The following is a 21,387-nucleotide window of genomic DNA, read 5'->3' as shown; positions in this document are numbered from 1 at the left end:
CATGGCGGCGGCCTCAGAAAGGCATCAGGGGACCGGTGAAGAAGCGCGTCAGCCAGCCCGGGGTCTGGCTGTCGGCCAGCGTCCCCTGGGCGGAATAGGCGATGCGGGCGTTGGCGATGCGTTGTGATGAGACCTGGTTGTCGGCGTCGATGTCGGCCGCGCGCAGGTAGCCGCGCAGGCGCACGAATTCCTCGCCCTGGTTCAGGGTCAGGCTTTTCTCGCCGGCCACCCGCAGCAGACCATTGGGCAGCACTTCCTGCACGATCACGGTGATGGCGCCGGTCAGCGCGTTCTGCTGGGTGCTGGTGGCGTCGCCGGTGAACGAGCGCGTGGCCGAGGTGTCCAGGCCCAGCTTGGGCAGCGTCTTGCCCAGCACGCTGGGCGCGGCGACACTGGCCGCGCTATCCTTGGAGAAGCTGGTGCCGGCCTTCTTGCTGGCCTGGGTGGTTTCCAGCAGGTTGACGGTGACCACGTCGCCGACCCGGAACGCGCGCGAATCGGACGTCAGCGACAGCGCCAGGTCGGGGCTGAACACCCCGCCCGAGCTGCCTTTGGGGCCGACGGCGCGCGACACGGCCGGCGGTTCGTCCATGGGGCCGGGCCGCACGGGCGGCGGCGCCAGCGCGGCGCAGCCGGCCAGGGCCAGCACCGAGAGGGGCGCCGCGCGCCGTACCAGCGCGCACAGCAGGGCGTTCATCAGCGTGCCGCCTGCGACAGGTATTGCAGCATGTTGTCGGCCGCCGACAGCACCTTGGTGTTCATCTCGTAGGTGCGCTGGGCCGCGATCATGTCCACCATCTCCTCCACCACCTGGACGTTGGAGCCTTCCAGCGCACCCTGCTTGAGCTTGCCCAATTGGGCGTCGCCGGGCTTGCCTTCGGTGGGGGTGCCGCTGGCCGCCGTTTCCTGGAACAGGTTCTCGCCCAGTGCCTGCAGGCCGGTGGGGTTGATGAAGCTGGTCAGGGTCAGCTGGCCCAGTTCGCTGCCGGCCGTGGTGCCGGGAATGGTGGCCGTGACCATGCCATTCTCGCCGATGGTGATGGCGGTGGCGTTCGATGGCACGGTGATCTGCGGGATCAGCGGCAAGCCGTGGGCGTTGACCAGGATGCCGTTGGCGTCCACTTGCAACTGGCCGGCGCGGGTGTAGGCGGTGTCGCCATTGGGGCGGCGCACGGCCAGGAAACCGTTGCCGGTAATCGCCACGTCGAGCGCGTTGCCGGTGGTTTGCAAGCTGCCGGTGGTGAACACTTTTTGCGTGCCGACCATATGCGTGCCGTTGCCCAACTGCACGCCGGACGGCGCCAGCGTGTTGTTGTCGGCGCGCTGGGTGCCCGGCTGCTGTTCGATCGAGTAGAACAAATCCTCGAACATCACGCGGTCTTTCTTGAAGCCGACCGTGTTGGCGTTGGCCAGGTTGTTGGCGATGGCTTGCAGTTTTTCATCCTGGGCCTGGACCCCGGTCTTGCTGATCCACATTGCTGGATTCATGGTATTCCCCTGTGTTGCGGTGTCGGTTGGGCGGGCGCTCAGGCGCCCATCAGCTTGTTGCCGGACTGGACGTTGGTGTCGGCCGCCGTCAGCAATTTCATCTGCAGTTCAAAGGTGCGGTTCAAGCTCATGGTGGCCACCATCTCTTCCACCGCCGACACGTTGCTGCCTTCCAGGTGGCCGGAGCGCACCAGCACGGTGGGGTCGGTGGGCAGCGGCTGGCCGTTGCGCGCCACCAGCAGGCCCGCTTCGTTCTTGGTCAGTTCCGAGCCTTCCGCCTTGACCAGCTTGAGCTTGTCGATGGTTTGCATGATGGCCGTGCCGGGGCTCTGGATCGACACGGTGCCGTCCTGGCCGATGGCGATCTTGGTGTATTCGGGCACCGAGATCGGCCCCCCTTCGCCAAGGATGGGGTTGCCGTTCACCTTGAGCGTGCCGTCGGCGTCGAGCGTGATGGCGCCGGCCCGCGAGTAGCCTTCGCCGGTGGGGCCCTGGACGGCGAAGAAGCCGTCGCCGCTGATGGCCACGTCCAGCTCGCGCCCGGTGGCCTTGATGGTGCCGGGGCGCACCGAGACGGCGTTGGCCTGCAGTTGCGCCATGTGGCGGTCGTCGTAGCCGTAGCCGGACAAGGGCTGGGCGGTGGACAGCTCCATGTTGGCACGAAAGCCGCCGGTGTCCATGTTGGCCAGGTTGTTGGCGTGGACCTGCTGGCCCCGCAGGGCCCGTTCGGCCCCGCTCATGGCGGTATAGATCAGGGCATCCATGGCATAGCCCTTAGATCGCTTGCATCAGCGACTGCATCATGGTGCTTTCGGTCTGGATCACCTTGGAGTTGGCCTGGTAGTTGCGCTGCGAGGTCATCAGCCCCACCAGTTCCGAGGTGACGTCGACGTTCGACTGTTCCAGCGAGCTGGTGTTGAGCGAGCCGGCCATGCCGTCGCCCGGCGTGCCCACCAGCGCCGTGCCCGAGGCGCTGGAGGCGACCCAGCTGGTATCGCTGACGTTGGTCAGGGCGCCCTCGTCCGGGAAGGCGGCCACGGCGATCTTGCCCACCGATTGTTTCTGGCCGTTGCTGTACTTGGCCACCACCGAGCCATCCTGGGCCAGGTCGATACCGGCGAACACGCCCGAGGCGTAGCCGTCGGCGTAGTTGCTGGAGGTGGTCGCTTCGCCGGCGAACATGGTGGTGCCGGTGTAGTTGATCTCGATGGTGTTTGCCACGCCGGCGACGGTGGCGCCCAACGTGGCGCCGCTGGCGGGCGCGCCCGGCGCGCCGGGCGCGGGCAGCACCAGATCGAACACGCCGGCCGTGCCGCCGGCGGCCACCGAGGCCGGATTGGGGTTGGTCATCTGGCCGTTGGCCGGGTCGAAGGTCATCGACAGGGTGGCGCCGGTGTCCATGCCGTCGAGCACATAGTGCACGTCCACCCCAGGCGCCGTCTTGACGAAGTACTGGGTCACGGTGTGCTGGGTGCCCAGCGTGTCGTACACGATGGTGGCCTTGGTCAGGTTGAACGACAGCGGGTCGGCCGTCACGGGCGGCGCAGCGGTCGGGTCGGGCGCGGTCCAGGCGTTGGCGGGCGGTACCCAGTCGGCCGACAGATTACCCACATAGCCCATCTTGCCCGAGGCGACGGCCGGGATCTGGCCGGTCGGGATGGTGATATCGCCCAGCGCGCCCAGCACCGTGCTGGGCGGAGTTTGCGGGAAGCCTTGCACATTGCGGCCGCTGGCGTCGACCAGGTAGCTGACCTGGGTCTTGTTGCCGGCCGCGTCAGTCTTTTCCACCGTCTTGGACGTGTCGAAGATGCCGACCCGGGTGTACTGGGTCTCGCCCTGGGGCGTCTTGGTGACGAAGAAACCGCGGCCGTTGATGGACGCGTCCAGCGAGCGGCCCGTGTTGAGTACGCCGCCGGACAGGCCGATGCTCTGCGTCACCGAACCGACCTCGACGCCGGTGGGCTGGCTGCCCGCCACCAGCGCCGAGAAGTTGGCGCGGCCGGACTTAAAGCCGAAGGTGCCGGCGTTGGCGATGTTGTGGCTGGTGGTGTCGAGCTGCTCGTTGATGGCCTGGATGCCAGACAATGCGATATCAAAACTCATGATGGAGTCCTTTCTTAGAGACTGGATTGAGTGGCGGAGGCGGCGGATTTACCGTTGAAGGCGGTGATGGCGGTGGGCGCCACGTCACCCACATGGGCGACGCTGATGACGATGCTGCCGGTGGGCGACAGGCGTACGCTGTTCAGGCGCCCGGCCAGGTCGATCGGGGGCACTTCCTTGGTGCTGGTCTCGACCGACATGGTGTAGGTGCCCGCTGGCAAGCCCAACGCCGTGGGGTCGATCGCGAACGGCACCGTGCCGGCCGCCTGCACACCCAGGTTCACATTGTGCTTGGTACCGGCCGAGTCGGTCAGCACCAGGGTGGTGCTGGTGCTGGTGCTCGACAGGGTCATCTGGCCGTGCACGGTGGCGCCGTCCAGGTTCACGGTATTGCTGGTGGCCATCACGTCCGAGCCGACCTGCGCCCCCAGGGCCAGCACTTGCATGCTTTGCAAGACGCTGGCGTTGGCGCTGGTGAGGGTCGACAGCTTTTGCAGCGACTCCGTCTGCGACAGCTGGGTCAATTGGTTGACGAACTGGCTGGGGTCGGACGGCGACAGCGGATCCTGGTTCTTGATCTGGGCCACCAGCAGCTTGGTGAACATGTCCCTGGTCTGGTCGGCCGTGTTGCCGGTGACATTGGTGCCGGTGCCGGCGCTGGCGTTGCTGGCGGCGGGATTGTTGAGGAGGCTCGTTTGCATGGCTTAACCTTCACCGAGTTTAAGGAGGGATTGCTGCATGGTGCGGATGCGCCCCAGCACTTCGACATTGGTCTCGAAGGCGCGCGAGGCCGACATCATGTCGGTCATCTCGGCCACCTGGTTGACGTTGGGGTAGAACACCATGCCGTCGCCGTTGGCCATCGGGTGGCCCGGCTCGTACACCTTGCGCAGCGGTTCGCTGGACTCGACCACGTCCAGCACCTGCACCTTGCCGCTGGCCGCGTCGAGCGCATCGACGCTATCGGTCATCACGGCCGCGAACACGGGCTTGCGGGCCCGATAGGTGTCGGCCTCGTTGCCGGCCACGGAATCGGCGTTGGCCAGGTTGCTGGCGATGGTGTTCAGACGCACGGTCTGGGCCGCCATGGCCGAACCGGCAATTTCAGAAATGCTTTTAAATGACATGGGCGTCTCCTGGCGCGCGGGGCGCGCTTGTTATGCTGTGTTGCGATGCGGGGGGCCGCTTATTGTCCGTTGATGGCCTTGGCCAGGCCCTTGAGCGTCATGTTGATGAAGGTCAGGCTGGTCTGGAAATCGTTGGCGTTCTGGGCGAAGGCCGCCTGTTCCACGCCGATCTCCACCGTGTTGCCGTCGCGGCTGGGGTGGTAGGGCACGCGGTACAGGGCGTTGCCGTCGCTGTCGAAGGCGGGCACGCCGTCCGACGCTTCCTGGTTGCTGGCCATCATGGCGCTGAAATCCATGTCCTGGGCCTGGAAACCGGGCGTGCTTTCATTGGCGATGTTGGACGCCAGGATGCGGGTGCGTTCGGCCCGCAATTGCAACGCTTCCGGGTGCAAGCCCACGGCGTCCTTGAAATTAATGCCCATTTTCATTCCCTTCGGTCATAGCATGGATACGGCGTGCGGGTATGGTGTTGCCGCAACCCCATGTAAAATGGCGGCCGATGGCATGCACCTTGGCCGCTTCCCGCATCATAGTAGAGGTATTTCTCATGCGCAACAAAACTATTGTAACCCGATTCGCCCCCATGTTGCTCAACGGAATTTTGATGGTGGCCGCAGCGGCCCCCGTCGGACCAGAACAAATGTTGCTCCATGTGCAACAAGCGGCGCGCAGCCACGTGCTGGCGCAGGCGGCCAGCGCCGGCCTGGCCGAGCCGCAGGCGGAAGTGACGGTGTTGCGCGGCAGCCGGCCGCTGGCTGCCTGCGGGCGCGCCGTGACGGTGGAGGCGGTCGATGCGCGCATGCCGGCGCGCATGCGCTTCGCCGCCGTGTGCCCTGGCGCGGATGGCTGGCGGTATGAGTTCGTGGTGCGGGCGCAGGTGTCGGCGCCGGTGGTGGTGAGCGCCACGGAGGTACCGGCCGGCAAGGTGCTGACGGACGAGGATGTGTTGCTGGAGCGCCATGAGCTCAGTTCGCTGACCGATGTGGTGGCCACGCCACGGGCGGTGCTGGGCATGAGTGGCAAGCGCACGCTGCGCGCCGGCGAGGTGCTGCGCATGGCGCTGCTGGCCGCGCCCACCGTCGTCAAGCGGGGCGACGCCGTGACCATCGTGGCACGGCGCGACCAGATCGAGGTCAGCATGGCCGGCGAGGCGCTCGACAGCGGCGCGCGCGGCGCGCTGGTGCGGGTGCGCAATGCCAACGGCACCGTGCTGCGGGCCCGGGTCACGGGCGCGGGGACGGTGGAACCGGCTGACTTGCCCGCCACGTCTCAGTCCCCCGACTGAACGACGGTGGCGGAGACGGCCGCGGCGCGCTGCAGGCGCGCGGCCAGTTTGCCCAGCTTGTCGGCATAGGCCGGGTCGGTGGCGTAGCCGCCGCGGGCCAGGCCCTGAGCGAACGCGTGCGCGTCGCCGCCGGCCTGCAGCGCGCCCTGGAAGCGGGGATTGCCGGTGAGCATATCCGCATAGTCGCGAAACGCGCTGGCCGTATCCGGATAGCTGCGGAAGCGTTCGACTTTCTTCAGGGCCGCGCCATGCACGTATTCCGTGGTGGTGGCGTCGGCCACGGCGCCGCGCCAGCTGGCGCCGGCCTTCAGGCCGAACAGGTTGTTGCTGTCGGCGCCGCCGGCGCGCAGCGGATGCTGGCCCCAGCCCGATTCCAGCGCCGCATGGGCCGCCACGATGTGGGGCGAGACGCCCAGTTTGGCGCCGGTTTCCTCGGCCCAGGGCTGGATCGAGGCGAGGAACTGTTGCTGCACTTCCGAGCCGGCGCCGCCGGTGGCGCCATCGATGGCGCCGCCTTGGGCTTGCTGGCGCAAGGCCAGGCCGGCCGCCGTCAGGGCCGGGGCCGACGGCGTGGCGCCGCTGCCGTGGGCCAGGAAATCGGCCACCTCGGTTTGCACCTGGCGGAAGGTGGCGCCGAAGCCGGCGCCGCCGCTGGACGCGTTCCAGCCGCCAAACGCGGCCGGCAGGGCGGCGGCGGGACGGCTGGTCTGCATGTTCGAGACGGTGGCTGCAGTCGGGGGCGTGGCCTGCATGCCGTCAAGTTGGCGCATAAATCTGCTCCTCGCCATGCAGCACGCGCTGCATGATGGTGTATTGCTCAACCAGCAAGTCGCTATTGCGCTTGCCCAGGCGTTTGCACTCGCGCACGCTGTGTTCCAGGGTGCGCCAATCGGCTTCCATTCTCTCCCGTGCCGGATTTTTCAGCAAGGCAAATGCCTGCGCCATGGTGCCGTGCGGCCCCAATAAGCGTTGTACCAGCGCCACGCGCTCGGCGCGCCGCGCTTCCATGGTGTCGACCAGGGCCGTGATGGCGCCGGCCAGCTCCGCCAGCCGCGCGCTCTGGTGGCGCACGGCGCCGTCGAATTGCTGTTCCAATAACGCTTGCAGCTCGGCATAGGCCTGCTGGTCGGCCGCGATCCCTTGCAGCAGGGCCCGCATGGCTTCCTGGCGCGTGCCCTGGCTCACGAATCGCTCCCGTGGAAGCGCTGGATCAGGCCGGCCAGCTTGTCCGGGTCGAACGGCAGCTCACCCTTGGCCAGCGCGTCGCGCAGCTGGGCCACCTTGTCGTGGTCGATATCGTCGGCCATGGCGCGCAGCGCGGCCAGCGCCGGTTGCAGTACGGCCGATTGCAGCGGCGCGGGGGCTGGCGCGGCGGCCGCCGGCGCGGCCGCTTCGGCCGGCGCGCTGTCGGCCACGCGCTGGACGGCCAGGCCGTCCGGGGTCGCGGTGGAGATTCTCATACGGCCACCTCGTGTGGGCTTGGTGTCCATGTCAGCCTGCCTGTCGCCGGCAGGGGCGTGCGGTGATGGTCTTGCTCATGCGGATTACCTCGGGTGGACTTGCTTGTCAGCGTGCGGCAGCAAGCGTTCGCGCAGCTTTTGCAGCACGCTGTTGTCGGGCAGGGCCGTGTCGATCTCTTCAGTCAGGGCGGCTTTGTTATTGGGCACGCCGAACATGGCGGCGATGGTCTTGGCCTGGCCGGTGGTCAGGATCAGCAGTTCGATGCGCCGGTTCACGCCGGCGTCGGCGCGCTTGGCGTCCAGCGGGGCGCGGTCGGCCATGCCCACCACCTGCAGCACGGATTCGGGATTCATGCTGCCGGCCAGCAGTTGGGCCCGGGCCGACATGGCGCGGTTGCTCGACAAGGTCCAGTTGGAAAAAGCCGAATAGCTGGTGTCGGCGTACTGCAGCGAATCCGTATGGCCGACGATCAGCATCTGGTTTTCCATGCGCGCGAACAGCGGCCCCATCTTGCGCAGCAGGGCGCGGAACTTGTCGGTGGGCACGGCGCTGCCGCGCACAAACATGCCCTGGTGGTCCGTGTCGTGCAACATCACGCGCAAGCCGTAGGGCGTGACCACGTTTTCCAGGTTGCTGGTCAGGCCGAACTCGGCGCTCATCTGGGTCAGCGCCTTGGACAACGCTTGCAGGTCCTGCGGACTGTCGTAGGTGACCTTGGCCGGCGTCACCACCGGCGACGCTTCGCCGCTGGCCAGCTGGGCGCCCGGCGCGTCCGAGTTGCCCGTGCGTGGCATGGGGAAGCGCTCGATCAGGCTGCCACGGGGGCCGCCCACCTGTTCCGGCATCACGCCCTTGCCCTGGTCGGTCTTGGCGCCGTCCGCTTCCGTCAGGATTTGCTGCAAGCTTTCCGTGTTGCGCGAGGCCATCAGCCACAGCACGAGGAACAAACAGCTGAGCGCCAGGCAAAAGTCGGCGAACGCCACTTTCCAGGCGCCGCCGTGCTCGTCGTGCGCGTGCTTGCCGCCGCCGCGCTTGACGATGGTCTGGTCATGGCCCTTGTCATGCGGCTTTAGCACGGCCACCTCCGCGACGCGACGTGGCTTCCGGCTCGCTGTCGCGGCCTTCCAGGTCGTTGATCCACCGTTCCAGCTGGGCGAAACTCGGCTTGATGTTGAGCGGCACCAGGCGGCGCCCGGCGTCGATCGCCAGCAGCGGCGGCTTGCCGGCCACGTGGGTCACCAGCACCACCTTGACGCATTCCTTGTTGGACGCTTCCTGGCCCACCAGCTGCTTCATCATGTTGGAAATCGGGTCCAGGATGCCGTAGCAGAAGAAGATACCGATGAAGGTACCGACCATGGCCGCGCCCACGTGCTCGGCGATGTCGCCCGAGCTGGCGCCTTCGCTGACGGTGTTCATGGTGATCACGATACCGAGCACGGCGGCCAGAATACCGAAGCCGGGCATGGCTTCGCCGATCTTGTTGAGCGACTTGGCCGGCTGGTTCAGTTCCTCGTGGATGGCTTCCAGTTCCTGGTCCAGCACGCCTTCGAGTTCGTGCGCGTTGATCTTGCCCATCGCCATCAGGCGGAAGTTATCGACGATGAAGGCCAGCAGCTTGGGTTCCTCCAGCACGCGCGGGTAGCGCTGGAACAGGGGGCTGTCCTTGGGCGCCTCGACGTGGGCGTCGAGCGCCTTCAGGCCGCCGGCGGCCAGTTGCAGCAGTTCGTACATCAGCAGCAGCAACTGGCGCTGGAATTCCGAATCGTATTTTTTGCGGAACACGATCTTCTTGATCTGGGTCACCATCTCGGCCAGCACGTGGCGCGGGTTACCCAGCACGATGGCGCCCAGGCCGGAACCGGCGATGACGATCAGCTCGATCGGTTGCCAGATCTGATGGAACGAGCCGCCCATCATGAAAAAGCCGCCGAACACGCTGCCCAATACGATGAAGATGCCGATTATTTGTTGCATGATGATGCGCCTTTCTGCTTCATGTTCTAATCCTTGTGGTGCCCGCTGGCGTGTCAGGTGCTTTTCAGCACCGCTTTCATCTTGCCCAGGGCCGCCTTGTTCAGCTGGCAGACCCGGGCATCGGTCAAGTCCAGCACGGCGGCGATTTCCTTGTAACTGAGTTCAAACTCGTAATACATCTGCACCACCCGCTGCTCGCGTTCGTCCAGGCCGCGCAGCGCCTGCTCCAGGCTGCGCCGTACCATCAGTTGCTCCTCCGGACTGGGCGCGCTGTCGTGGCCGATGCTGTCCTGCAGCATATCGTCGAAGCTGGCAATCGATTCGGCGCTCTCGTCGAGCTGGTAAGCCTGGTAGGCTTCCGCCGTCAGGCCCAGGCCGCTGATGATGTCTTGCTCGCTCGGCTCGCGGCCCAGCTTGCGGGTCAGTTCGCGTACGGCGTCGCGCAGCTTGTGGCTGTGCTGGCGCACGGCGCGCGGGCGCCAGTCCTGGCGCCGCAGCTCGTCGAGGATGGCGCCACGGATGCGCAGGCTGGCATAGCTGCCGAAGGCGGCGTCCGGCTCGCCGTAGCGGCGCAAGGCTTCCAGCAGCCCCATCAGGCCGATCTGTTCCATATCGTCGCGGTCGATGGCGCCGGCCACTTGCGAATTGAGCTGGCGCACGATGCGCTTGACCAGCGGCGCGTAGGACAGCAAATGTTTCTGCTCGTCGGCCGCGCTCAGCGTCACCGGCGCCGCCCCGTCGCCGGGCAAGGCGCCGTAGGCGTCCGCTTGCATATAGGCCATGCCCGCCCCGAGTGTGTTCATGTCCGCCTATTCCAGGATCAGCTTGCCGATCATGACTTCGGAAAATGGTTTGTCGCGCTTGTCGTGGGCGTAGGTTTCATCGAACGCCTTGTTCAGTTCGGCCGCATACTGGTCGATGGTCATGGTTTGCGCCGTCGCCAGCGGCAACGCCGACAAGGTGCGCACGGCCACGCTGCGCAACATCGGCAATTGTTCCTTGGCCACTTTTTCCTTTTCCTCGCTGGTGGTGACCACCAGGTCGGCGGAAATGTAGTGGGTGGCCGTGTCGCCGGGGCTGCGCTTGAGCATGATGATCACTTTTTCCACCGTCAAGTATTTGGGCGGCTTGCCATCGTCGTGGCGCTCGGCCTTCTTCGCTTCGGTGGTGCCGGCGGACGCGCCCTTGGACAGATACCAGACGGCGCCGCCAGCGACGCCGGCGCCGATCACGGCCACCACCACGAACGCGATGATCATTTTCATATTCTTCATCTACTAATTACTCCCGTTCGGTCGACATGGCAAAAGAGGTGGCGGCGTCGCTGTCGTCGGACAGGGCGCGGCCGGGCGTGCGTGGTTCTTCCTGCTGGCCTTGCTGGCCACGGCCGTTGCCATCGCCGCCGGCCAGCATGCCGCGCGGCGCGGCCGACACGGTCACGGCCACTTCGGCGAACTGGCGCTGCGACAGGTCCTGGCGCACGCTGTCGCCGATGCTGTTGAGCTGACGCAATACTTCGCTGTTGTTGGCCGACAGGTTCACTTGCAGCGCGCCACCGGAGTGGCGGATCGAGATCTCGACCCGGCCCATATTCGGCGGCTCCAGCCGGATCACGGCATGTTCGTCATTGCGTTGCAGTTGGACTTGCAGCCGCTCGCCCAGCGCCTCGCGCAGCGGCTGCTGCCACTGTTCCGGGGTGCCGGCCAGCTTGACGCTGTCGCCGCTGACCGTGGCCGGGGCGCTCTGGGCATAACTGCCGTTGACCGGGGCCGAGGCCGGTTCGGCGCGGGTCACGGCCGGCGCGCCGTCGTCCTTGGCGCTGGCGGCCAGCGGCATGGCGGGTGCGGGCTCGGTGGCGGCGGCGCTGGCGGCGGAGACCGTTCTGGTAGCGCGTTCGCCGGCGCGCACCCCGGGGACGGGCGCTGGCTGCGACGCGAACGCCGGCACCGCCTGGGCGGCGGCCGGGATGACGGGGGCGGCGGCCGGCGGCTGGCTGGCCGGCGCGACGGCGGCCTGTGCGGCCGCGGCCGGGCGCTCGCTGCCCACGGTCGTCCTGCGTTGGCCGGCCACGACCGTCTGGGCGGCCGCTGGCGCGGCGTCGCCCGTGGTGGTGGCGCTGACGGGGGCCGCGGCGGCCGGGGTGGCCGTGGTGGATGGGATGGCGGCGGCCGGCGCTGCGGCCGGCGCCGGGGGCGCGATGGCGGCGGCGGGAGCGGGAGCGGCATTGACGGCCACGCCCACCGCGCTCAGGTCCAGGCGGGCGCCGGCCCCGTTCAGGGCGGCGCTGGTGTTGAGCGCGTCGATGCGCGGCGCGGCGGTGCCGGCCCCGCCAGCGGCCAGGTTCGCTTGGGCTGGCGGCGGCAGGGCCACGGCCAGCATGGTGGCGGCCATCGACGCCATCGCGGCCGTGGGATCGGCGCCAGGGGGGCAGGTCTTGGTGTCGTCGGTGGTGGTGGGCGCAGGCGTGCCATCCTCGTTGGCGGCCGGCGCCGGGGCGGCGTCCGTCAGGTTCAGCAACTGGGCGAACAGGGGCAGCGCGCTGGCCACGGCGCCGGCCGCCGGCGCCGCGGACGTGGTGGAGGTGGCCGGTGCGGCGCCATCAGCCGCGGCGGCGAGCGGGGCCGGGACGGCGGAGGTGGCGCTGGCGGCGGGGGCGGTGCTGGTCATTAAGGTCATGCTGGGGTTCCCGGGTCGGCACTGTCGTCGGTCAAAGCGTAGGCGATCCAGCCTTCTTTATTGCTTTGCATATCGTGTAATCGTTTGCTCATCTCGGCCACGGCCGCCTCGCAGCGGCCGCAGGCTTGTTGGTGTAACTGGTGCAGCGCCTGCAGCGCCGCCTGTTCGGCCGGGCTCCAGGGCGCCTGGCCGGCCATGGCGGGCAAGGCCGTGGCCATGGAAATATTAATCGCCGCCAGCGCCTGCCAGTCATCGGCGGCGAGGGCGGCGCGCAGCTTGCTGGCAAGGCGCGACAAGGCGCGTTGCCTATCCATTCTTGGCCTGTACTCCCAGCCAGCCTTGCTTGATGGTGGTGAGCAACTTGGTCACCTCGTCGATGATCTCCGGGTCCATGCTGACGCCGGCCTTGTACAGGCGCGCCGCGCAATAGTCGTACAGCTGGCCCAGGTTGGCCACCACCTCGCCGCCATGCTCGAAGTCCAGCGAGCTCGACAGGCCGTTGATGATTTCCGTGCACTTGTTCAGGCTGTTGGCCTTGAGCTCGTAGCGCTTGCCGACGATGTGGCCGCGGGCGCGGGCCAGTTCCTCCAGCAAGCCATCGGTCAGCACCAGCACCAGTTCGACGGGCGTGGCGCGGGCCGTCTGGGCTTCCAGGTTGACGGCGTGGTAGGAACCGTACGCTTCTTGATTCATCATGTAGTCCACCAATTAAAGTAAGGCGTGCGACGGGGGACGCGCCCCCGGCGCGTCAACTGTTACTGCTGTTCGACGAGAACAGGGCGGTAAACAGGTTGGAATTGTTCGTCATTTGCGACTGCAACTGCTGCAGCGCCGTGAATTGGCCGAGGTAGCGTTTGTAGGCGCTGTCGTACTGGGTCTGCAGCGTGGCCTGGCGGTCCGTCAGCGCCGCCTGCAGCTTGGTGACGGAGGTCTTGCGCGAGCCGATCTGTCCGGTGGCCGAGTTAGTCCATTGGTCCATCACCTTGTTGAGCGCGCCCAGCGCGCCGCTGCCGGCGGCGCCGCTGACCCGGCCGAACAGGCTGTCGAGTCCGGTCGGGGTGGCCGCGATGGCCTTGCTCAGGCGGCTGCTGTCGAGCGCCAGGCTGCCGTCGCGCTGGGCCGTGATGCCATAGGCCACCAGCGACTGGCCATTGGCCCCCAGCGTACGCACGGCCGCCACCATGCGGCTGCGCAGCGCGGCCACGCCAGCGTCGGCCGCGAACGGGCCGGAGGCCACGCCCTTGCCTTTGTCGGCGGCCTGGGTCAGCGAGTTCAGTACCGTGTTGAGCTTGTTGTACGCGTCGACGAAACTTTGCACATTGGCCTTGGTGGCGGCCGGGTCGTTACCCACCGTGAGCGTGACGGGCGTCTCGCCCACCGCCTGCGCCTTGGTGAAGGTCATCGACACGTTGTCGATCAGGTTGTACGTGTTCGACGTTTGCTGCACCTTGGTGCCCGTGCCTTGGGCGCCGATCCACACGATGGCGTCCTGGGCGGCCGTGATGGTCTTCTGGTTGCCGGCCCCCAGTGCGGCCTTGAGGCCGGGGTCGTTGACGCCCGACACGTCCAGCGAGACGGCGTTGGCCGCACCCGTCTGGTTCGCGCTCAGGACCAGGGTCGGCTGGCCGTTCACGTTCAGGGTGGAGGCTGTCACGCGCGAATTGTTGCCGGCCGCGATGTTGATGGCGGCCGCCACTTCCTTGGCCGACAGGATGTTGTCGTGGTTGGTGTCGGCGTTGGCCAGGTCGATCTGGAACGAGGTGCCGTCGGCCAGGGTCACGTTCAGCGCGCCGGCGCCGGCGGCCGTGCTGTCGGCCACGTTGCCATAGGAGACTTGACCGGCCGTGGCCAGTTGCTGCACATAAAACGAATAGGTGCCGGCCACGGCGCTGGCGTTGGCGCTGGCCGTGCCCACGGCGCTGCTGAAGGTGGCGCTGTTGGCCATCACCGAGGTGGTCACGGAGGCCAGGCCACTGATGGCGGTCTGGAACGCGCCCATGGCCGTGCTCAGCGAACTGAGCGCGCTGGCGGTGGCGTTGGCGGTGCTGGTCTGGTCATCCAGGATAGCCTTGTTACCGGCGATATACGAGGTGGCCAGGTTGGTGGCGGTGGTGACCGGATCGTAATTGGGGCTGCTGATGGCGGACATGTTCGTGCTCCAGGGAAAGTATTAGGGAGTGTACCTTGTTCTAAGGCGACCTAAATCGTTTCCATATGAAAATAATCCGAAAAAAAACCTGGCATGGCTGAAACTCACTTCTGGCCGCGGAACCACAATTGCGTCGCCAGTTCGTCATGCTGCTTGCGTTCCTTGGCGTTGTGCTGTTGTTGCGCCGCTTTTTGTTTCTTGTCGAGCACCTTGTCCAGCACTTCGCGCTTGACCCAGGCCGCGTTCAGGGCCCGTTGCGACACGGCCATGTCGGCCTCGTGCATATGCAGGTCGAGCCGGTGGTTGTCGGCCATCTGCATCACGGCTTGCTTGTAATCGCCGCAGTTGCCGGCCAGCGCCAGGGGCAGGTTGCCGCTGGCGCCGCTATTGGTGTACAAGCCCGTCAAGCGTTCCAGGTTTTTCTGATAGCGTTCGCGCAAGCTGGTCTTTTCTGCCATTTCCGTCTGCAGGCGCTCCACTTCCGTGTTGCGCAGCGCGACCAGGGTGCTCAGATTGCGTATCATGTGTTGGCTCATGTCATCAACCTTTCAAGTTGCGCGACGCAGTCGGGGAAGGGGGCCGCTTCCTTGGTGCCCTGGCACAGGAATTCTTCGATGTGGGGATGCAGCTTGACGGCGTGGTCGGTGACGGGGTCGGCGCCGGGCACGTAGGCGCCCAGCGGGATCAGGTCGCGCACGCGGTCGTGGCGGGCCATGGCCGCCTTCATGGCGCGCGCGGCCAGCATATGTTCCTTGCTGATGATCTGGGTCATGCAGCGGCTGATGGAGGCGCCGATGTCGATCGCCGGGTAGTGGCCCCGTTCGGCCAGTTCGCGCGTCATCACGATGTGGCCGTCCAGGATGGCGCGCGCGGTGTCGACCACCGGGTCTTGCTGGTCGTCGCCCTCGGCCAGTACGGTGTAGATGGCGCTCATGCTGCCGGCCGGGTTTTCGCCGTTGCCGGCCGATTCCACCAGTTGCGGCAGGCTGGAAAACACGGACGGCGGATACCCCTTGGTGGCCGGCGGCTCGCCCAAGGCCAGCGCCACCTCGCGCAGCGCCATCGCATAGCGGGTCAGCGAATCGACCAGCAGCAGCACGTTCTTGCCCTGGTCGCGGTAATGGGCCGCGATCGAATGGCACAGTTCGGTGGCCATGATGCGCATCAACGGGCTTTCGTCGGCCGGCGCGATCACCAGCACGGCCTTGGCCAAGCCTTCCTTGCCGAGTGACATGTCGACGAATTCGCGCACTTCGCGCGAGCGTTCGCCGATCAGGCCCACCACCACCACGTCGGCCACGGTCTGGCGCGTGATCAGGCCCAGCAGCACGGATTTGCCGACCCCGGAGCCGGCCATCAAGCCCACGCGCTGGCCCTTGCCCAGGGTCAGCATGCCGTTGATGGCGCGCACCCCCACGTCGAGCGCGTCAGTGACGGGTTTTTTCTTCAGCGGATGGATGCGCGGCGGCTGGCTGTCGAGCGGAAATTCGCCGCCCAGCTTGCCCAGGCCGTCGATCGGTTCGCCCAGGCCATTGACCATGCGCCCCAGCCAGCCGGGGCCGATCTGCAGGCTGACCTTGTCGGGCGAGGGCAGCACGCGCGCGCCCGTGGTCAGGCCGGTGGCTTTCTTGAATGGCATCAGGAACGACAGCTTGTCGCGGAAACCGACCACCTGGGCGTCCAGCCAGGGGCCGCCCACGGTTTCGATCTGGCAGCGCTGCCCCGTGTGCAGCCGGCAACCGGCGGCCTCCAGCAACAGGCCGGACGCGCCCACCAGCCGCCCGGTCGGGGTGGCGACGGGCACGGCGTCCAGTTCCAGATTGCGCAGCGCGTCAGCGATCATTCTTCGCTCTCGGTGTCGTCGTCGCCGCCATCGGCGGCCTGTAATTGATTATCGACCTGTTCCATGACGGCGGCAAGCCGTTGATGACATCCGGCATCGACTTCATTATCGCCAGCCTTGATGCGGCATTCGCCGGCGTCCAGGCGGGCGTCGCCGATCAGGTTCCAGCGCTTGGCCCGTTTGGGGTCGAGCTCGCTGATGCGCTTCAATTCCTCGGGGTTGAGATAGACGTCGATCTCCTCGCGGGTGGGCGGCATGGAGGCCAGCGTCTCGTCCACCAGGGCCATGATCTGCACCGGCTGCAGCGCCAGTTCGGCCCGGATCACCTGGCGCGCCACCTTGGCCACCAGGTCCACCACTTCCTTGCGCTGGGCGGCGCGGTAGTCGGCGCGCAGCTTTTTCAAACTCTTGAGCATGGCGTCCACAGGACGGGCCAGCTCGTCGTAGGCCACCAGCGTCTCGCGCCGGCCTTCGGCCCGGCCCTGCTCCTGGCCGGACGCGCGGCCGGCCTCGAAACCATCTTCCTGGCCGCGCGTCAAGCCGATCTCGTAACCGTCCCGCTGGCCCTGCTCGAAGCCCTGGCTGACCGAGGCTTGCCAGGCGGCGCCGTCGCCCGCACTGCCGTGCGGCCGCACGCTGGCGGCCATCACTTGCGACAGGGGCGGGAAACGGTAGGGGCGGAATTGCTTCATTCGACCACCGCCTCGGCGAACAGCTGGATCTCGATCTCGCCGGCGTCGGCCAGCGCCTTGACGGTGGCCATGATTTCCTGGCGCGTCTGTTCGATGCGCGACATGGGGATCGGGCCGGCGCGCCGCATCATGTCCTCGAACGCCTGGGCCTGGCGCTTGGGCATGGTTTTGAGCACGGCGTCGCGGATCGACACTTCCGCGCCCTTGAGCGCGATGGCCCATTGCTCCAGCGGCACTTCCTCGATGATGCGGGTGATCGCCACTTCGGACTGGGTCGACAGGATGAAGAAGTCGTACATCGACAGTTCGATCTGGGCCACCACTTCCGGGTCGTGGGCGCGCAGCAGTTCCACCATCTGGGCCCGGTTGCTGGGCAGGCGGTTGAGAATCTCGGCCGCTTGCCGTATCCCTTCCACGCTGGTGCTTTGCATGTCGAACGTGCCCAGGCAGCGCATCACCAGCTGGTCCAGTTCCAGCAGCAGGTCGCGGTCGATCTCGTCCAGGCGCGCCAGGTTGAGCAGCACCAGGTCGCGGCCCTCGACGGGCAGGGCGTCGATGATCTGGCCGGCCAGCGTGGGCGGCAGGAACGCCAGGAACACGGCTTGCATGCGCACGTGCTCGTTGGAGATGTACTCGGCCAGCCACTTGGGCGAGGCCCACTGCAGGCGCGCCATCTTGGGCCGCAGTTCGTCGCCGTAAATGCTGTTGAGCACGGTATTGGCGATGTCGCCGCCCAGCGCCAGGTCCAGCGAGCGCTTCAGGTAGCTGCGCGAGGCGCCATGCACGCCGGACTGCTGGCGGTAATCGTCAAAGAAGGTTTGCATCGCGTGCTTGACGGACTCGACCTTGATGCCGCTCATGCGCGACATGACCTGGGTCACTTCCAGCAATTCCTCGCGCGACAGGCAGCGCAGCACGGCCGCGGCCGGCTCCTCGCCTATGCTCAGCAGCACGATGGCGGCCTGCTCGACCGGGGTCAGGTAGACCGGCTGCGGTTCCAGGGACTCTTGTATGCTATTGAGTTCGGCCATTTTTCTGCATCCATTGTTTGACGACTTCGGCGACGCGTTCGGGTTCTTTCTCCGCCAGCACCTTCAAGTGATCGACCATCACGTCCACCGGCGAACCGGCCGGCGGCAAATCGTAGTTTTCCAGCAGCGGCACCACCGGCATGCCAGGGGGGGCGCCCTCGACACCGGGCAGCGCGCCGGCCGCGGCCACGCCGGGCAAGCCGGGCGCGCCAGCCACCCCGGGCGTGGCCAGGGCAGGCGCGGCGCCGGCCGCCTGCGCGGCGGCGGCCTCGGCCATGCGGCGTTCGGCGGCGATGCGCACCGCCACGGCCGGGCTCGGCGTCAAACGCACCGTCAGCAAGCGCATCAGTGGGCGCAGCAGCAACAGGTAGCCCAGCAGCGCGCCCACGGCGTAGATGATCCAGGCGCTGAAATCGACCACGTTGTCGCGTTCCTGCCACCATGGCGTCAGCGGCGCCTTGGCCGGGAAGTTCATGGCCGACACCACCAGCTGGTCGCCCCGTTCCGTGTCGATGCCCAGGCCGTTGCGCAGGATCTTGTCGATGTTGGCGATCTCGGCCGGCGTCCAGCCCGTCTTAGGGAACGGCGCGGCCGCTTGCGCCAGCACCACGGCCACGCTCAGCTTTTGCAGGCGGCCACGGCTGCGCTTGGTCTGGATGATGCTGCGGTCATAGGCGTACTGGCGGGTGGTGGCGTTCTTGCGGGCCGTGCCATCGTTGGGCGGGGTGGCGTCGCCCGGCTTGGCGGCGGCGGCCGGGTCGGCGGCGGCGGCCGGCGGCCGGTTCGACAGCGTGCCCGGCACACCCATCACGAGCCGGTTGCGGTCCTGTTCCTCGCGCATGGCTTCGCTCGTGACCTTGGGATCGGCGCCGTATTTCTCCACCGTTTCCTCGACCTTGTCGTTGTCGACGGCGGCCGCCACGGACAGCCGGAAGTTATCCTCGCCGATGATGGGACCGAGCAGGTTCTTGACATTGGCCTTGACGTCGTCCTGGTAGCGCTTGCCGTTCTCGCCGCCCAGGTTGGTGGCGTCGTAGCCTTCGCTCAAGTCCACGTGCGACGACAGCAGGTTGCCGCTCTGGTCCACCAGGCTGACCCGCTGCGGGTTCAGGCTGGCCACGCTGCCGGCCACCATGTTGACGACGGCCGCGATGGCTTCGGGCGACATGGTGTGGCCCGGCTTGACGGCCACCACCACGGAGGCCGACGATTTTTCACCGTCCGATGACACGAACGAGGTCGACTTGGCGATCGACAGGTGGACCCGGGCGTGGGCGATGGCGTCCAGCGTCATGATCGACTGCGCCAGCTCGCCCTCCAGGCCGCGGCGGAAGCGCACGTCCTGCACGAATTGCGACACGCCCAGCGGATCGCTCTTGTCCATCAGTTCCAGGCCGGCCGGCAACTGGGCCGTGACGCCCTTGGCCGCCAGCAGCATGCGCACCTTGCCCAGCATGCCGCCAGGCACCAGCACCTGGCCGCTGTCGGGATGCAGGCGGTAGGGGATGTGGTCCGTGTCGAGCACGCTCATCATGTCCGAGGCGGCCACTTTTTCGTGGGCGCCGAACACCGGCTTGTAGGACGACTGGTCGCTCCACAGGTACATCAGCACCATGGCCGTGATGCCGATCGCCAGCAGCAGCATCGGATACAGGTTTTTGAGCAGGGTGGGGGGCACGGCGGGCACAGGGCTCGCGCGCCAGCGCCCGAAGGCGGACTTGAGGGTGTCGATCACGTTGGGGCTTCCGCAGGCTTACAGGGGGAGTTTCATCAGTTCGTCGACGGCGCCCATCACCTTGTTGCGCACTTGCATCAACATGGAGAACGACAGGCTCGCTTCCTGGCTCGACAGCATGGCGCCCACCAGGTCGTCGCTCTTGCCGGCGTCCACGTCGGCCATGCGCTGGGCCGCCAGGCGGTCGTCGTCGTTGACCTTGCCGACGGCGTCGTGCATGGTCTGGGCGAAGGAGAAGGCAGGCTGGCCGTGGCCGCCGGCAAACTGGGCCGCCGGCGCGATCGTGGCGTGGGCCAGGTTGTCGGCTGCGTTGGTGAGTGACGCCAGGTCGGCCTGGATCAGGGTCGAGATCGAGTTACTCATCTAGTCTCCTCCATTCGTGCAACGTTAGTCACGCTTCGTTACCATAGCCAGAATGCCGGCCGGCAGCAAGCACCAAGTGCGCCGCCTGTGGGCGGGCTCAGCTCCGGTGTGCTGCGCGTCCGGCGTCCGTCTCACGCGGGTGTCGGACAGCTGGCAAGGTCGCGTCGGTTAAAGTCTGACATGGTGGCCGCAACCGGGTCGTGGCCGCCATGATCGTCGTCTTGATTTCATGCAGGGAAGGGCGGCGCCGAGGGGCGGCGACCCGCCATTCCATTTCTCTTGAGCAGAAACTATTCTTGCATAGCAAATATCGTTAAAAATCATCCATCAAGCGGCGACCTGCGTGACATTGGGTGAGAAAAAAACGATCGCTTTTTCAAGCTGCGCCAAGCTTACCTGTCAGCAACTTTCCTGTAAAGCCCCCAGAAGGATTAAAGTATTGATTCATGGAAATACTGTGAAATATCATGTATCCTATGCTACCGAGATCGTCCTACTTAAAGTACGATATACCTGACAGCCGGATTTCCCGAGGGGGGAGGCTGGGCGCGCCGACCCGGTGGCCGGCAACGGTATTCGGACCAGACTATTAGATGACTACCATGAAACAGACTGCGCCGTATCAAGTGCTCGACCCCTGCCTGTTGGGCCGGCCTGTGCATTTGCTGCACATCTTCGCGGCCCAGTTGCGCGACGACCTGGCCCAGGCCATGCGGCTCAATATGAACCGCCGTTACTGGGGCGCGTTCCAGGTCGAGGACGTGGCGTTCAGCCGGCTCGAAGGCCATGAGGCGCGCACCCGCTGGCTCAGCTTCGCGGCCCCGGCCGGCAACATCGCGTTCTCGCTGGAGCGCAAGGTGCTGCTGAGCGTGCTCAACTTCCGCTATGGCCGCAACAAGAGCGAGGCGTCCGCCCCCATCGACGAGAGCGCCGTACGGGTCACGGCCACCGAGGAACGCCTCGCTGTGGTGCTGGGACAACAATTGGCCGGCACCCTGGCCGGGCGCATCGAGCTGAACCTGCCCGTGTCGGACAAGGCGGCGCTGGCGTCCAGCGACGAATTCAAGCCCGCCACCGGCAACCATCCGCCCAAGGGTACCTGGATCATCACCGTCACCGTGACCGAGGGCGAAGGCGGCGGCGGCGGCCGCTTCTGGTTCGCGCTCGACAAGAGCCTGATGGCCAGCGTGCTGCGCGGCCTGTTGCCGGAACGGGAGCAGGCCAAGAAGAACAAGGGCGCCGGGCCGCTGGCCCAGCGCCTGCAAGTGGGGCTGCAAGGCCGGCTGGTCAGCAAGGAAGTGGCGCTGGGCAGCCTGTTCGACTTGCAGGTGGGCGACATCATCCCCGTCAGCCTGCACCGAGCCGATGTCCTGCTCGACGATTCACGCCTGTTCACGGCGGCCGTAACGGAGCACAAGGGCAAACTCTGCTTAACCTCTTTTGAAGACGTCGATTAA

Annotated in this window: 26 protein-coding genes; 2 read left to right on the top strand and 24 right to left on the bottom strand. The window is 66.7% G+C overall.

Annotation, left to right across the window (positions count from 1 at the left end; genetic code table 11):
- Positions 1-13 precede the first annotated feature (13 nt).
- From flgH to flgB, 7 genes are read right to left on the bottom strand one after another with little or no spacing between them, the layout of a single operon-like run.
- Positions 14-697, bottom strand: coding sequence for a flagellar basal body L-ring protein FlgH (gene flgH, locus H3H39_RS17465; protein ID WP_182154843.1), 684 nt, complete (start codon positions 695-697; stop codon positions 14-16).
- Positions 697-1,488, bottom strand: a complete 792-nt coding sequence (flgG, locus tag H3H39_RS17460) for a flagellar basal-body rod protein FlgG (protein WP_182154841.1) — start codon at positions 1,486-1,488, stop codon at positions 697-699. Before flgG ends, flgH begins: the two co-directional genes overlap by 1 nt.
- A 38-nt stretch (positions 1,489-1,526) precedes the next feature.
- Complete coding sequence (flgF, locus tag H3H39_RS17455) at positions 1,527-2,252, bottom strand: flagellar basal-body rod protein FlgF (protein WP_182154839.1); 726 nt, start codon at positions 2,250-2,252, stop codon at positions 1,527-1,529.
- 10 nt (positions 2,253-2,262) lie between these two features.
- On the bottom strand, positions 2,263-3,591 hold the full coding sequence (locus tag H3H39_RS17450; protein ID WP_182154837.1) for a flagellar hook protein FlgE: 1,329 nt from the start codon (positions 3,589-3,591) through the stop codon (positions 2,263-2,265).
- Positions 3,592-3,605: 14 nt separating this feature from the next.
- Positions 3,606-4,292 (bottom strand): flagellar hook capping FlgD N-terminal domain-containing protein, encoded by a 687-nt coding sequence (locus H3H39_RS17445; protein ID WP_182154835.1) that lies wholly within the window; start codon positions 4,290-4,292, stop codon positions 3,606-3,608.
- Between the two features lie 3 nt (positions 4,293-4,295).
- Entirely contained in the window at positions 4,296-4,718 is a 423-nt protein-coding gene (gene flgC / locus H3H39_RS17440; RefSeq protein ID WP_182154833.1) for a flagellar basal body rod protein FlgC, read from the bottom strand.
- A 59-nt stretch (positions 4,719-4,777) separates the two neighbouring features.
- Positions 4,778-5,140, bottom strand: coding sequence for a flagellar basal body rod protein FlgB (gene flgB / locus H3H39_RS17435; protein ID WP_182154831.1), 363 nt, complete (start codon positions 5,138-5,140; stop codon positions 4,778-4,780).
- Positions 5,141-5,358: 218 nt separating this feature from the next.
- On the opposite strand from flgB, the gene flgA reads away from it, so the two are divergent.
- Entirely contained in the window at positions 5,359-6,003 is a 645-nt protein-coding gene (flgA, locus tag H3H39_RS17430; RefSeq protein WP_229218108.1) for a flagellar basal body P-ring formation chaperone FlgA, read from the top strand.
- Here flgA and H3H39_RS17425 read toward each other — a convergent pair.
- From H3H39_RS17425 to fliE, 17 genes are all read right to left on the bottom strand, one after another.
- A complete protein-coding gene (locus H3H39_RS17425) occupies positions 5,988-6,773 on the bottom strand; it encodes a glycoside hydrolase family 73 protein (RefSeq protein WP_182154827.1) in 786 nt (261 codons plus the stop codon). The genes flgA and H3H39_RS17425 overlap by 16 nt on opposite strands.
- Positions 6,760-7,188 carry a flagellar export chaperone FlgN gene (flgN, locus tag H3H39_RS17420; RefSeq protein WP_311196937.1) on the bottom strand — a complete coding sequence of 143 codons (429 nt, stop codon included), beginning with the start codon at positions 7,186-7,188 and terminating at the stop codon, positions 6,760-6,762. The genes H3H39_RS17425 and flgN overlap by 14 nt, the downstream gene beginning before the upstream one ends.
- On the bottom strand, positions 7,185-7,463 hold the full coding sequence (locus tag H3H39_RS17415) for a flagellar biosynthesis anti-sigma factor FlgM (RefSeq protein WP_182154826.1): 279 nt from the start codon (positions 7,461-7,463) through the stop codon (positions 7,185-7,187). Before H3H39_RS17415 ends, flgN begins: the two co-directional genes overlap by 4 nt.
- A gap of 84 nt (positions 7,464-7,547) precedes the next feature.
- On the bottom strand, positions 7,548-8,540 hold the full coding sequence (locus tag H3H39_RS17410) for a flagellar motor protein MotB (RefSeq protein WP_182154824.1): 993 nt from the start codon (positions 8,538-8,540) through the stop codon (positions 7,548-7,550).
- Positions 8,524-9,441 carry a flagellar motor stator protein MotA gene (gene motA, locus H3H39_RS17405; RefSeq protein ID WP_182154822.1) on the bottom strand — a complete coding sequence of 306 codons (918 nt, stop codon included), beginning with the start codon at positions 9,439-9,441 and terminating at the stop codon, positions 8,524-8,526. Before motA ends, H3H39_RS17410 begins: the two co-directional genes overlap by 17 nt.
- Before the next feature lie 53 nt (positions 9,442-9,494).
- On the bottom strand, positions 9,495-10,223 hold the full coding sequence (locus H3H39_RS17400) for a FliA/WhiG family RNA polymerase sigma factor (RefSeq protein ID WP_182155051.1): 729 nt from the start codon (positions 10,221-10,223) through the stop codon (positions 9,495-9,497).
- Positions 10,224-10,250: 27 nt separating this feature from the next.
- On the bottom strand, positions 10,251-10,715 hold the full coding sequence (locus tag H3H39_RS17395; RefSeq protein ID WP_182154820.1) for a flagellar basal body-associated FliL family protein: 465 nt from the start codon (positions 10,713-10,715) through the stop codon (positions 10,251-10,253).
- Positions 10,716-10,722: 7 nt separating this feature from the next.
- A complete protein-coding gene (locus H3H39_RS17390) occupies positions 10,723-12,117 on the bottom strand; it encodes a flagellar hook-length control protein FliK (RefSeq protein ID WP_182154818.1) in 1,395 nt (464 codons plus the stop codon).
- Complete coding sequence (locus tag H3H39_RS17385; RefSeq protein WP_182154816.1) at positions 12,114-12,431, bottom strand: hypothetical protein; 318 nt, start codon at positions 12,429-12,431, stop codon at positions 12,114-12,116. Before H3H39_RS17385 ends, H3H39_RS17390 begins: the two co-directional genes overlap by 4 nt.
- On the bottom strand, positions 12,424-12,813 hold the full coding sequence (gene fliS / locus H3H39_RS17380; protein ID WP_182154814.1) for a flagellar export chaperone FliS: 390 nt from the start codon (positions 12,811-12,813) through the stop codon (positions 12,424-12,426). The genes H3H39_RS17385 and fliS overlap by 8 nt, the downstream gene beginning before the upstream one ends.
- Before the next feature lie 52 nt (positions 12,814-12,865).
- Positions 12,866-14,266 (bottom strand): flagellar filament capping protein FliD, encoded by a 1,401-nt coding sequence (gene fliD, locus H3H39_RS17375; protein ID WP_182154812.1) that lies wholly within the window; start codon positions 14,264-14,266, stop codon positions 12,866-12,868.
- 104 nt (positions 14,267-14,370) lie between these two features.
- The gene (gene fliJ / locus H3H39_RS17370) at positions 14,371-14,802 is read right to left on the bottom strand and encodes a flagellar export protein FliJ (protein WP_182154810.1); all 432 of its coding nucleotides are present in this window, start codon (positions 14,800-14,802) and stop codon (positions 14,371-14,373) included.
- Complete coding sequence (gene fliI, locus H3H39_RS17365; RefSeq protein WP_182154808.1) at positions 14,799-16,109, bottom strand: flagellar protein export ATPase FliI; 1,311 nt, start codon at positions 16,107-16,109, stop codon at positions 14,799-14,801. Before fliI ends, fliJ begins: the two co-directional genes overlap by 4 nt.
- Entirely contained in the window at positions 16,106-16,801 is a 696-nt protein-coding gene (gene fliH / locus H3H39_RS17360) for a flagellar assembly protein FliH (protein WP_182154805.1), read from the bottom strand. Before fliH ends, fliI begins: the two co-directional genes overlap by 4 nt.
- Positions 16,798-17,832 (bottom strand): flagellar motor switch protein FliG, encoded by a 1,035-nt coding sequence (locus H3H39_RS17355; protein ID WP_182154803.1) that lies wholly within the window; start codon positions 17,830-17,832, stop codon positions 16,798-16,800. The genes fliH and H3H39_RS17355 overlap by 4 nt, the downstream gene beginning before the upstream one ends.
- The gene (gene fliF, locus H3H39_RS17350; RefSeq protein ID WP_182154801.1) at positions 17,816-19,567 is read right to left on the bottom strand and encodes a flagellar basal-body MS-ring/collar protein FliF; all 1,752 of its coding nucleotides are present in this window, start codon (positions 19,565-19,567) and stop codon (positions 17,816-17,818) included. The genes H3H39_RS17355 and fliF overlap by 17 nt, the downstream gene beginning before the upstream one ends.
- A gap of 18 nt (positions 19,568-19,585) precedes the next feature.
- The gene (gene fliE, locus H3H39_RS17345; RefSeq protein ID WP_182154799.1) at positions 19,586-19,930 is read right to left on the bottom strand and encodes a flagellar hook-basal body complex protein FliE; all 345 of its coding nucleotides are present in this window, start codon (positions 19,928-19,930) and stop codon (positions 19,586-19,588) included.
- Between the two features lie 602 nt (positions 19,931-20,532).
- On the opposite strand from fliE, the gene H3H39_RS17340 reads away from it, so the two are divergent.
- A complete protein-coding gene (locus H3H39_RS17340; protein WP_220461588.1) occupies positions 20,533-21,387 on the top strand; it encodes a FliM/FliN family flagellar motor switch protein in 855 nt (284 codons plus the stop codon).

Source organism: Rugamonas apoptosis, from assembly GCF_014042355.1.
GTDB classification, from domain to species: Bacteria; Pseudomonadota; Gammaproteobacteria; order Burkholderiales; family Burkholderiaceae_D; genus Rugamonas; species Rugamonas apoptosis.
This window is presented reverse-complemented; position numbering and strand designations above follow the sequence as displayed.